The organism is Leucobacter sp. UCD-THU (assembly GCF_000349545.1).
In the GTDB taxonomy this organism is placed as follows: Bacteria; Actinomycetota; Actinomycetes; order Actinomycetales; family Microbacteriaceae; genus Leucobacter; species Leucobacter muris.
Genome location: NZ_KB714599.1, coordinates 318,820 through 329,962, shown reverse-complemented (window position 1 = coordinate 329,962; position 11,143 = coordinate 318,820). Strand labels below are relative to the sequence as shown.

The 11,143-nt window shown below is 70.9% G+C and carries 14 protein-coding genes; 3 read left to right on the top strand and 11 right to left on the bottom strand.

Annotation, left to right across the window (positions count from 1 at the left end):
• Positions 1-37: 37 nt before the first annotated feature.
• Positions 38-1,648, bottom strand: a complete 1,611-nt coding sequence (locus tag H490_RS19020; protein ID WP_017882997.1) for a peptide ABC transporter substrate-binding protein — start codon at positions 1,646-1,648, stop codon at positions 38-40.
• 314 nt (positions 1,649-1,962) lie between these two features.
• Here H490_RS19020 and H490_RS19015 point away from each other — a divergent pair, with 314 nt between their 5' ends.
• The gene (locus H490_RS19015; RefSeq protein WP_017882996.1) at positions 1,963-2,793 is read left to right on the top strand and encodes a CPBP family intramembrane glutamic endopeptidase; all 831 of its coding nucleotides are present in this window, start codon (positions 1,963-1,965) and stop codon (positions 2,791-2,793) included.
• Between the two features lie 74 nt (positions 2,794-2,867).
• Here H490_RS19015 and H490_RS19010 read toward each other — a convergent pair whose 3' ends face one another.
• From H490_RS19010 to H490_RS18995, 4 genes are all read right to left on the bottom strand, one after another.
• Positions 2,868-3,566 carry a hypothetical protein gene (locus tag H490_RS19010; RefSeq protein ID WP_152424163.1) on the bottom strand — a complete coding sequence of 233 codons (699 nt, stop codon included), beginning with the start codon at positions 3,564-3,566 and terminating at the stop codon, positions 2,868-2,870.
• A gap of 91 nt (positions 3,567-3,657) precedes the next feature.
• On the bottom strand, positions 3,658-4,581 hold the full coding sequence (locus H490_RS19005) for a homocysteine S-methyltransferase family protein (RefSeq protein ID WP_017882994.1): 924 nt from the start codon (positions 4,579-4,581) through the stop codon (positions 3,658-3,660).
• Between the two features lie 87 nt (positions 4,582-4,668).
• Positions 4,669-5,439 (bottom strand): phosphotransferase, encoded by a 771-nt coding sequence (locus tag H490_RS19000; protein ID WP_017882993.1) that lies wholly within the window; start codon positions 5,437-5,439, stop codon positions 4,669-4,671.
• Positions 5,440-5,598: 159 nt separating this feature from the next.
• Positions 5,599-6,351 carry a GTP pyrophosphokinase gene (locus tag H490_RS18995; protein ID WP_017882992.1) on the bottom strand — a complete coding sequence of 251 codons (753 nt, stop codon included), beginning with the start codon at positions 6,349-6,351 and terminating at the stop codon, positions 5,599-5,601.
• Between the two features lie 115 nt (positions 6,352-6,466).
• Between H490_RS18995 and H490_RS18990 the strand changes: the two genes are divergently transcribed.
• Entirely contained in the window at positions 6,467-6,859 is a 393-nt protein-coding gene (locus tag H490_RS18990) for a VOC family protein (protein WP_017882991.1), read from the top strand.
• A 133-nt stretch (positions 6,860-6,992) separates the two neighbouring features.
• On the opposite strand, the gene H490_RS18985 is transcribed toward H490_RS18990, so the two are convergent.
• The 5 genes from H490_RS18985 to H490_RS0115515 all read right to left on the bottom strand — a co-directional run bounded on the left by H490_RS18985 (position 6,993) and on the right by H490_RS0115515 (position 9,999).
• Positions 6,993-7,637, bottom strand: a complete 645-nt coding sequence (locus H490_RS18985; protein ID WP_017882990.1) for a DinB family protein — start codon at positions 7,635-7,637, stop codon at positions 6,993-6,995.
• 78 nt (positions 7,638-7,715) lie between these two features.
• Complete coding sequence (locus H490_RS18980; protein ID WP_202950816.1) at positions 7,716-8,618, bottom strand: alpha/beta fold hydrolase; 903 nt, start codon at positions 8,616-8,618, stop codon at positions 7,716-7,718.
• Positions 8,619-8,640: 22 nt separating this feature from the next.
• Positions 8,641-9,072 carry a VOC family protein gene (locus H490_RS18975; protein WP_017882988.1) on the bottom strand — a complete coding sequence of 144 codons (432 nt, stop codon included), beginning with the start codon at positions 9,070-9,072 and terminating at the stop codon, positions 8,641-8,643.
• 177 nt (positions 9,073-9,249) lie between these two features.
• Positions 9,250-9,633, bottom strand: coding sequence for a zinc ribbon domain-containing protein YjdM (locus H490_RS18970; protein WP_017882987.1), 384 nt, complete (start codon positions 9,631-9,633; stop codon positions 9,250-9,252).
• A gap of 156 nt (positions 9,634-9,789) precedes the next feature.
• Positions 9,790-9,999, bottom strand: a complete 210-nt coding sequence (locus H490_RS0115515) for a DUF4287 domain-containing protein (RefSeq protein WP_017882986.1) — start codon at positions 9,997-9,999, stop codon at positions 9,790-9,792.
• 36 nt (positions 10,000-10,035) lie between these two features.
• Between H490_RS0115515 and H490_RS0115510 the strand changes: the two genes are divergently transcribed.
• Positions 10,036-10,719, top strand: coding sequence for a maleylpyruvate isomerase N-terminal domain-containing protein (locus H490_RS0115510; RefSeq protein ID WP_017882985.1), 684 nt, complete (start codon positions 10,036-10,038; stop codon positions 10,717-10,719).
• A gap of 44 nt (positions 10,720-10,763) precedes the next feature.
• Here H490_RS0115510 and H490_RS18965 read toward each other — a convergent pair whose 3' ends face one another.
• Positions 10,764-11,111, bottom strand: coding sequence for a YciI family protein (locus tag H490_RS18965; RefSeq protein ID WP_017882984.1), 348 nt, complete (start codon positions 11,109-11,111; stop codon positions 10,764-10,766).
• Between the last annotated feature and the right edge of the window lie 32 nt (positions 11,112-11,143).

The following is an 11,143-nucleotide window of genomic DNA, read 5'->3' as shown; positions in this document are numbered from 1 at the left end:
GGCCCCGGGCCTGCAGCCCGGGGCCCTCGCCGAGAGGTTAGTTCTTGGTGATCTCGTTGAAGATCGGCACCGAGTTCCAGCCGAAGACGACGTTGTCGACGCCCTCGCTGTAACCGCCGGTGGTGCCCTGGTACCACAGCGGGATCGAGGGCATGTCCTCGAGCAGGATCTCCTGCGCCTCGTTCAGCTTCTCGTTGCGCTCCTCGTGGCTCGCGGCGTTGATCGCCTCATCGAGCTTCGCGTCGAACGCGGGGTTCGCGTAGAAGCCGTGGTTCGAGCTGGCGCCGGTGTAGTAGAGGGGCTGCATGTAGTTGTACGCACCCGGGTAGTCGCCCTGCCAGCCGGCACGGAACGGACCGCCCACCACGTCGGCCTCGCGGTCGTCGAGGAAGGCCGCGAAGGTCGGGTAGAGCTTCGGCGCGGCCGAGATGCCCAGGTTGGTGGCCCACTGGTTGGCCACAGCTTCGATCCACACCTGGTGCGGGCCGTCCGAGTTGGTCGCGACCTCGACGGTGCCCTCGAAGGGGCTGATGGCGTCGGCCTCGGCCCACAGCTTCTTGGCCTCGTCGAGGTTGAACTCGAGCTTCTCCTTGCCGGCGAGGTCGTCGGCGAAGCCGTCGACCACGGGCGAGGTGAAGTCGACCGCGGGCACGTTGGTGCCCTCGAAGATCACGTCGATGATCTCTTCGCGATCGACGGCCATCGAGAGCGCGGCGCGGCGCAGCTTGCCCTCTTCGTCCATGCCGAAGTGCGGCAGGCTGGTCGAGATGGCGAGGGTGGTGGTCAGCGCGCCGGCCTGGTTGATGGCGCGGTCGCCCAGCTCGTCCTCGAACACCGCGAACGAGGTGTCGGGGATCTGGTCGAGCACGTCGAGGTTGCCGGCGAGCAGGTCGGTGTAGGCGGCGTCGAGCGAGGCGTAGACCTTGAAATCGATGCCCTCGTTGCTCACCTCGCGGGGGCCGACGTAGGTGTCGTTCTTGACGAGGCTGATCGACTCGTCGTGCTTCCAGGCGCCCTCGCCGTCGAGCTTGTAGAGGCCGTTGCCGATCGGGCTCTGGCCGAACGCCTCCATGTCCTCGAAGGCGACGTCGGGCAGCGGGTAGTAGGCCGAGTAGCCCAGGCGGTCCGGGAAGTCGGGGGTCGCCTCGATGGTGAAGGTGTGGTCGTCGATCACCTTGAGACCCTCGAGCGCCTCGACCGGCTCGGTCTCGCTGAAGCCCTTGATCGCGCTGAAGAAGTACTGGTTGCCCATGGCGTTGTCGATGTTCGCGGCGTAGTTCCACGCGTCGACGAAGTTGTGGGCGAGCACGGGGGTGCCGTCCGAGAAGACCGCGTCGTCGCGCAGGTTCACGGTCCAGGTGATGTTGTCGTCGGACTCGATCGACTCGGCGACGCCCATCTGCGTCACGCCGTCGGCGTCGTAGTAGACGAGGCCCTCCCAGAGCGCGTCGACGACTTTGCCGCCGCCGACCTCGGTCGTGTCGGCGGGGATCAGGCCCTTCTGGGGCTCGGTGTTGTTGACGGTGATGATGCCTGCGCCGGCATCGCCGCCGCCGTTCGATCCGCCGCCGGACGCGCAGCCGGACAGCGCGAGCGCGCCCGCTGCCGCCAGTGCGACGAACCCGAAGCCAATCTTTGATCGCTTCACGAGGTTTCCTCCTTGAAAAGTTCCATCCCGGTCGGTGCACGCCGACGTGCGTTCCACCCCGGGAGTGAATTCGAAATAACCACCCCAGCCTAACGAGCGGCGGATGGGAGGCCGCGCAAAACGGGGTCCGTAACGGCATCGTGATGGAGGTCTGTAGGAGTCCGAGAAAGTTCGCGCTCGGGCCCCGGGCCGCACTGTGCGAAGTCTCCATCTTCCCGGGATGGACGGCGTTCGAACCCCGTCCAGCGTGCCTGTGGAATCGCCGCGGCGGGCCCGCAGGTGCGTCGCGCCGCGCGACCTCATACGCTGGTGCGGTGACGGATCATTCTTCGCCCGCGCGGCTGCGCTGGGAACTCGGCATCGTGCTCGCGCTCTCGTTCGGCGCATCCGGCGTCTACGCGGTGGTGACGATCATCGAGCGGCTGACGCGCGAGGCGGCGCTGTCGTCTCAGACCGCGACGATCAACCGGCCGCTCGCCGAGAGCCCGGTCTTCGACCTGGTCTACCAGCTGCTCGCCTTCGTGTTCGGGCTCGCGCCCGTCGCGCTCGTGATCTTCCTGCTGTGGCGCGATCGCCGGCCGCACCTCGCGGGGCTCGGCCTCGGCAGACCGGCGCCGGGGCTCACCGAGCGTCGCCCCTCGCCGCTGTCGAAGCGCTCGAACGGATCCCGGGGCGGGTGGTGGCTGCGCGAGACCGGCCGAGGCTTCGCGCTGGCCGCGCTCATCGGCGTGCCGGGCCTCGGGTTCTACCTGTTCGCGAAGGGGATCGGGATCAACACGACCGTCGTGCCCACCGCGCTCGACGCGTTCTGGTGGACCGTTCCCGTGCTCGTGCTGCAGGCGCTCAGGGCGGCGCTCAGCGAGGAGCTGATCGTCGTGGCCTATTTCTTCGACCGGATGCGCCGGCTCGGGGTCGGCCCCGTGGCGACGGTCGTCTCGAGCGCGCTGCTGCGCGGCAGCTACCACCTCTACCAGGGCTTCGGCGGCTTCATCGGCAACGTCGTGATGGGCCTCGTCTTCGGCTGGGCGTACCAGCGGTGGGGTCGATCCCTCCCCCTCGTCGTCGCGCACTGGCTGCTCGACATCGTGAGCTTCGCGGGCTATCCCCTGGCCGTCGCGCTCTGGCCCGCTCTGTTCGCCGCCTGACGATCGCACGCCGGGACCGTCGCGGCGCCGGGCCGGTGACGGGCTTCGGGCGGGGACGAGCGCGGGTGACTGGCTCAGCGGATGGTCTTCACCCAGGCGTCGACGAGCCCCCAGACCTCGTCGTAGAGTTCGGGAGCCTCAGCGCACCGCTCCGCGGGCTTGAGCACTTCATAGCCGGCGCCGGTCTTGGTGGCACCCCAGCCCTGGCGCATCGCAGCGCACGACTCGGGGAAGGAGTTCAGCAGGTCCGAGGTGAGCACGAGGTTGGTGCCGTCGGGAATGTTGAAGCTGATGGATCCGAAGCGCTGCGAGATCTGCGAGGTCGCATCCCATGGTCCGATCGCCATGTCGTAGGTGGCTCCGACATCGACGGCGGGCGGGCCCTCGGGCTGCTCGGCATCCGAGTCGTCGTCATCATCATCCGCGGGCGTGGTCGGCGAGGTGGTCGTGGGAGCCTGCGTGGTCGGCTGGGCCGTCGGCTGCGGCGCCTGCTCGGAACCCCGCGCGAGGTTCAGGATCACGATCGACGCGATGATGGCCAGCACCGCGACGATGCCGACGACGATCCAGGGCTTCGCCTGCGCCGAGCGATCGCGGGGGTGGGCGTCGACACCGGCCGGAGGCGTGCGCTTGCCGGCGGGCAGCTGCGAGGTGCGCACCCGCTCGGCCTGCTCGTACGCCAGGCGATCGCGCGCGGGCACGGGCGCCGGTGCGGGCTCGGGGGCGTCGCCGCTCGACGGCCCGAACAGCTCCTCGAATGGGTCTCTACTCACGAGACCAGCCTAACCACAACAAGCGGTCGTCCCGTAACCGGCGAGGCCGATTCAAAGCCCGGGCGCAGCGGAGCGGCCCCGCAGTGGGGCGCTAGGCCAGCCGGGATGCGAGGGCCGCGATGTGCGGGGTGTCGGTGCCGCAGCAGCCGCCGAAGATGCTCGCGTTGGGGGCGAGCTCTCGCAGGCCGGCCTCGAGCTCGGCGAACGACTCGGGTCCGTCGCCGGGGCCCTCGTCGCCGTCGTGAGCGGCGTTGAGGCGAAACCCGATCAGGCGGGAGAGCTCGGGGCTCGCGCCGCACACCTCGAGACCCTCGGCTACGGCCGTGGGGTGCGCGCAGTTCACGAGGAAGCCGATCGCGCCGGCCTCGGTCTGCGCGTCGACGGCGGCGATGGCCTCGGCGAGAGTGCTGCCGTCGGCCAGCAACCCGTCCTCGCCGACCACGAACGACACCGCGACGGGGATGCGCGCACTCTGCGCCGCGCGCACCACTCCGATGCCTTCGGCGGCGTCGAGTGTCGTCACGGCCGTCACTCGGTCGGCGCCGGCCTCGGCCAGGGCGTTCACCTGCGGGGCGTGATAGGCCTCGGCCTCGGCGGCCGTCATGCGCCGGCCCTCGATGTAGTGATCGTCGAACCGCGGGCCGACGCAGCCGTTCACGACGGCCTCGATCGAATCGTCGCCCTCGTCTTCGACGAGCTCTCGCAGCAGCGCCACGGCGTCGGCGTTCACGGCGTCGAGCGCCTGCTGATCGTAGCCGAGGCGCTCGCCCCAGTCGGTGTTGGATCGCCAAGTGGGGGTGTCGAGCACGATGGGGCGACCGTGCTCGACCGCCAGGCGCAGGAACGGACGATAGTACTCGCGCAGCGCCTCCCGCCCCTCGACCGAGTCGAGCAGTGTGAACGCCGCGAACTCGGGCAGTCGCTGCCCCAGCCGCTCGGTCAGCGCCGTCTCGATGCCGCCGTCGGCCAGACCCAGCCTGGTCGCGGATGCTCCCGTCGTACCCGTACTCGTCATGCTCGTACTCCTCACGAGGCCGCTGCGAACGGCCCTCCCCGGTAGTCCCCGCTCCCAGTGTTGCACATGCCCGCGGCGGGGCCGCACTCATCCGTCGCGTCTCTCCAACTCGCGGCGGATCGCCTCCCTGCGGGCATCGAACCCCCGCACCCGCGCGAGGTGCCGATCCATCACACCCGACTCCCGCAGCGCGATCGTGCCGGGGTCGCCTCGTTCGATGCCCGCCCGCCAGCGCTGAGCGATAAGATCCATGCGCGCGTCGACCGCGTCGAGCAGCCGCTCCGCCCCGATCCCGCCGTACGCGTCGGCGGCGAGCGCGATCCTGCGCGCCGCATCGGCGACCGGGATCTCGCGCAGCAGGGGCACCCCCGACCAGCAGAGGAAGGCGAGGTCGTCGATGGGGCGGCCGGGTCCGGCCCGGTCCCAGTCGATCATGCCGGCGAAGTCGCCGTCGGCCACCACCCAGTTGTAGAGGCCGGGGTCGTTGTGGCAGATCAGCTCGTCGTCGCGCAGATCCTGCTCGCCCTGACGCCACTCCACGGCGCCCGGGCGGAAGTCGCGCACCGCGTCGTGGAAGCGCCGCAGCCAGGCGGCCGCCTCGGCGAGCGCCCGGTCGCTCGCCTGCTGCGTCTCGGGGTCCAGCGTCGCGCCCGGCAGGTAGTCGAGCACCTCGAGCCCGTCGGGGTCGATGCCGTGCACGCGGGGGATGCCGTCGAGCCCGCGCTCGTGCAGGTGCGCGAGCAGCGCGTGCACCGCGGGGGTCCAGGGGCCCGTGGGGCGGTGCACCCGGATCTCGCCGTTCGGGGCGCGCCTGCGCCATACTCCGCCGGAACCGCCTGGCAGGTGCTCGCTCTCCACGTCTCGACCCTACCGCGGCGCCGGCACGCGCGCCGCGCTCGGCTCGCGCGGCTCGCGTTCGGAGCCCGTCGGCAGGTCGGACCGCGCACGACGGCCGAGCCGCGCCGCGATGCGCCGGCGCGACAGCGTGCAGTCGACCGGGTGCCCGCGGGTCGACCGTTACGCCCGGTGCACCCGGTCGGCGAGGCGGCTCAGGTCGATCGGGGCCGTGTGCAGCGGCGGCTCGCCGTGCACCTGCACGTGCAGCCGCTCCATACGGGTGTCGAGCTCGGCTGCGGTGTCGGCCGCGTGCTTGAGCTCCGCGAGCAGGGCGTCGGGCACCTGCCGCGCGTACTTGTAGTAGATCTTGTGCTCGAGGCTCGCCCAGAAGTCCATGGCGATGGTGCGGAACTGCACCTCGACCGGCACGTCCACCCGGCCGCTCGACAGGTAGACCGGCACCGAGATGATCGTGTGCAGGCTCTTGTAGCCGTTCGGCTTCGGCTGCTCGATGAAATCCTCGACTTCGAGCACCGTGATGTCGTCCTGCTGCGTGAGCAGGTCGAAGAGCCGGTAGACGTCGCGGATGAAGGCGCAGGTGACGCGCACGCCCGCGATGTCGTGGATCTCGCGGCGGATCTCGTCGAAGTCGGTGCCCAGGCCGCGGCGCTGCAGCTTGTCGACGAGGCTGTCGACAGACTTCACCCGGCTCGAGACGTGCTCGATCGGGTTGTACTCGTGCATGTGCAGGAACTCCTCGCGCAGGATCGCGAGCTTCGTCTCGATCTCCTGCATGGCGAAGCGGTACTCGAGCAGGAAGCGCTGCATCTGATCGCCGAGGGTGCGCAGGGCACTGGCGGAGATGGTGATCTCGTCGTTCGCACCGTCGCCTTCCGCACCCGTGTCGAAACTGTCCCCCGCGGCTGTGCTCATGGTGCCAGGCTAGCGGGCCGACGTCAGAGCGCCCTGAGACTCTCGCTCGGGGGGACGGGCGCGCAGCGTGGCAAGGCCCTTCCGCGCGCCCGTGATCCCACCTACACTGCCGGGCATGAGCACCTCCATCCGCACCACCCGCCACGTGTACGCCCTCGACTGCCCCGACGCCGCAGCCCTCGCGCAGTTCTACGCGCGCCTGCTCGGCTGGCGCACGAGCTCCTCGGAAGACGACCCGGGATGGGTCGACGTGATTCCGCGGGAGGGCGAGAGCACCGGCTTCGCGATCGCCTGCCAGCGGGTGCCCGATCACCGGGCGCCCGACTGGCCGGACGGCCCGATCCCGCAGCAGGCCCACCTCGACCTCTTCGTCGACTCGATCGCCGAGGCCGGCCCCGTAGCGGAGGCGGCGGGCGCCACCCGCCACCCCGTGCAGCCGAGCGAGGACGGCACCTTCGCGGTGTTCCTCGATCCAGCCGGCCACCCGTTCTGCCTCTGCGAGAACTGAGCGGCGACCGCCCGCTCCGGCGCAGCGGGGCGCCGCGCGGCGGCGCGCGGCACCGTCACTCTCCGCGGTTCACCCTGAGCAGCACGCCGGAGGTCTCGCCGCCCGGCACGGCTGCGAAACCGAGATCCATGTATCATTCCTCCGGCTCGGCCTGCTCGTCCCGGGCATCCCGCTCGTCGGGTTCTGCCCGCTCGTCCCGCGCGATCCTCTGGTGCAGGAAGAGGTCGCGCAGCAGGCAGATCTCCGAGAGGTGGTGGATGAGCTCACGATTGATGTGCAGCACGAGACCCGCCATCGACCACTCCGCGTAGGGGCCCTCGGCGTCTCCGCAGGGGCGCCCGAGCCCCTCCTCGCCGAGCGACTCCACGCCGGCCTGCCAGCGGGCGAGCTCTTCCTCGAGCTGCCGCAGCGCACCCTCGGCCGTGTCGGCGTACTCGTAGGTGAAGTAGTCGACGGGCTCGCGGCCGAAGTGGGACGCGTTGCGCATCGCGAGGATCCCGACGATCGCGTGCCCCAGCCGCCAGGCGATCGTGGTGAAGGGTGCGGGATCCGGCTCGGGCATGGCGAACTCGATCACCATGGATCCGGATCCTCCCTGCACCGGCGCGCGGCTCTCCTCGCGCGGGCGCACGCTCCAGCAGTCGGGCACGGGCTCCCAGAAGTACTCGTCGTCGGCGAGCCCCGAGAGGCGCGCTCTGACCTGGTGTGCCCAGTGCCAGTCGATCTGCTCGCGCAGCAGCCCGTTCCAGGTCTCCTGCCGTACGGTCTGCGGGTTCATGGCGCCTCCTCGATCCGGTCCCTCCATGATGACCCCGTCCGCGCGTGCCCGCACCCCCCTTGCAGAGCCGCGCAGGCCTCAGTCGCGGTCGGGATCGCTCAGCAGGAACGTGCGCAGGGCCGTGATGACCTCGTCGGGCTTCTCGGAGTGCACCCAGTGCCCGGCGCCGCGCACGGTCATGCGCACCGTGCGCGGGAACAGCGCCCGCATCACCGGTGCGTCCTCGTCCGAGATGTAGTCGGAGCGCTCGCCCCCGATCCACAGCACCGGGCCCGTGAACCGGTGCCCCACGAGGTCGGGGAACCCCATCACCGCGGACAGCTGCTCGCGCAGCAGCCGCAGGTTCGGCTCCCACTCGAAGCCGTGGTCGCCGCGGCGCAGGTTCTGCAGCAGGAAGCCGCGCACCCCGTACTCGGGGATCGCCGCCCGCAGGGCCGCATCGGCGTCCGTGCGGCGCTCGACCGCGGCGAGGTCGACCGCGGCGAGCGCGTCGAGCAGGTGGCGGAACTCCCCGCGCGACGATCCCGAGGCGATGGGTGCGATGTCGATCACCACGAGCCGGCGCACCAGCTCGGGGTGGCGCAGCGCGAGCACCATCGCCACCTTGCCGCCCATCGAGTGCCCCACCACGTCGACGCGGGCGTCGTCCGCCGCTGGGCCGCCGGATCCCGCGCCGCGGCCGTTCCCGAGCGGGGCCCTCTCAGCTGCATCCGCGCCGCCCTCCGCCGCGAACGCCCGCAGATGCTCCGCGACGAGGTCGGCGATCTCGACGTAGTCGAAGGTGTCGGTCCACGCCGACCGGCCGTGGTTCGGCAGGTCGACCAGCAGGCTGCGCGCCTCCGGTTCGAGGCCGGCGGCGATCCGCATCAGGTTCTTGCCGCGACCGAAGAGGCCGTGCAGGAACACCACGCGGCGGCGCGGCTCGGTCGCGGCATCGCCGACGACGACGGAGTGCACGCGGGGTCGAGTCTCGGCAGTCACCCCTCCACGCTACCGCGCCGTGTCAGGCGCGCTCGCAGGAGAACGCCCACATCACGCCGAAGCGGTCGAACACCTGGCCGTACCAGTCGCCCCAGGGAGCCTGTTCGAACGGCATGCCCGTCGCTCCGCCGCCGTCGATGAGCTTCTGGATCAGCCCCTGCGCCTCATCGGGCGTGTCGGTCGTGTAGAGCAGCGAGTAGGCGGTGCCGCGCACCGGGTAGTCGGTGCCGTCGTCCATCGAGTCGCCGCCCGCGATCACCCCCGCACCGCGGGGCAGCACGAGCGTCGAGTGGGCCACCGCTCGCGGGTCGGGCGTGAACGGCATGCCCTCCATCGGGGGCATGTCGCCGTATCTCAGGATCTCCAGCTCACCGCCGAAGACCTCGTGCCAGTGCTCCATGGCCTCGCCGGTCGTGCCCGGCAGTGCGATATACGTTGCGAGTGAGTGCGGCATGACATGCTCCTTCGGCGTCGGTTGCCCGTCCTCCCAGTATGCGCGCGACCGGCGAGATGCAGAACCCCCGATGCGCCACGTATCTCACGGGCGCTCGGGGCGAGTCGGGATCGTGGATCCAAGTGACGGCTGCATCCCGATACGGATCGCAGCGACGGGTTCCGCACCCGGAGATGCTCAGTTCGCGCGCTTGACGACGCTCGACTTGAGCTGCAGCTTGCCGAAACCGGGCACGCGGGCGTCGATGTCGTGATCTCCGACGCCGTCGGAGATGAGCCGGATCCCGCTCACCTTCGTGCCGGCCTTGATGGTGCCTCCGCCGCCGCCCGACACCTTGACGCTCTTCACGAGGGTCACGGAGTCGCCGTCGGAGAGCACGTTGCCGACGGCGTCGCGCACGGACCGCGATCCCTCGCCGGCGTCCGTTCCTCCCTCGGCTGCCTCGGCTGCGGCCCACTCGTGGCCGCACATCGGGCACACGAGCAGCGCCCCGGACTCGTAGGCGTACTCACTCGCGCACTCGGGGCACGGGGGCAGGCCGGGCTGCTCGTTCTCGCTCATGGGGCTCCATTCTCGCAGGTCGTCCCCGATGATACTGGCGGGCGGGATCGGGCGGGCCTCCCGGGCTCGACCCTCGTCGGGGCCGGTCGGGCCGGCGCCCTGCCGCTCGCACCGCGAGCGGATCCGATGCGGAGTCCCGGCGCTCGCCGCACAGGCTTACGCCCCGTCGTGCTCGGCGCGGAAGACGTGCACGAGCGCGTTCGCGTGGCCGTGCCCCATCCCCTGCTCCTTGAGGAACGCGACCTGCTCCATGTGCTTCTCGCCCGCGTGAGGGCGCAAGAGCTCGATCCACTCGTCGATCGACCTGCCGTACTTCGCCTCGATCGACGGGAAGTACGACTTCGGCCCCTTCGTCGCATCAGCCATCTGGCGCTCCTTTCGCTCCGGCTCCACACTAGGAGTATGCAGAGCGACGCACCAGACCCCGAATCGACGGCGACCGCGGCCCGCGCGGATGCGAGCCGGCCCGCAGCTGCCGCGAGGGCCGAGGGCGACTTCGGCGCGGCCGCCAGGTGGGCGGGCTCCCTCGTGGCGGGTCTCGGCGATCCCGACTGGTCGGCGCCCGGTCTCGGCGACTGGGATCTGCGGGCCCTCGTCGGGCACACCAGCCGCGCGCTCCTCACGGTGGAGCAGTACCTCGGCAGGCCCGCGCAGCGCGAGGAGATCTCGGGCCCCGCCGAATACTTCAGACGCACCCGCGACATGCCCGGCGCCGATCCGGCCGACGTGCACGCCCGCGGAGTGGCCGCGGGCGAAGCGCTCGGCGCGGATCCGGCGGCCGCGTTCTCGAAGATCGCCGATCGGGTGCTCGAGCTCGTACGGGGCGCCGGGGATCCGATGATCACGTGCATCGTGGGCGGGATCCGGCTCAGCGACTATCTGCCCACGCGCACCTTCGAGCTGGTGGTGCACGGCGTCGACATCGCGCGGGCGGCGGGGGTCGATCCGGCCCCTCCGCTGCCCGCGCTCCGGAGCTCGGCGGTACTCGCCGCCGAACTCGCGGTGGACAACGGCGATGGAGCGCGGATCCTGGAGGCGCTGACCGGGCGGGGAGCACTCGAACGCGGCTTCACGGTGCTCGGGTAGGGACGGTACGCGGGTTGCGGCGGCCGACTGCGGGGTGCGGGCCCTCAGGATTCTGGGTCGTCGTGGAACGGGCGCAGCTCCTGGTCGCAGTGGCAGCCGGCGGCGAGCTTCGCGGCCCACTCCTCCGCGGCCTCCCGCGTCGGCAGGTCGAGCACGCAGAAGCCGCCGTCGAGCAGGCGGGTCTCGCGGTAGAGATCCGTGGAGACCGCACCGTCGGCTGCGATCCTCACGGGGGCGACGGTGTCATCGAGCCCGCCGCCGAAGACGTAGACTCCGGCCGCCTTCGCCTCGCGGATGACCTCGCGCGAGGTGCGCTCGATCTCGGCCCACAGCTGCTCGTCTCGCACCCAGTCGAGTGCCGAGCTCGGAAACGAGATCAGGTAGTGGCTCACACTTCGAAGCTATCCGAAACCAGCCGGAAAGC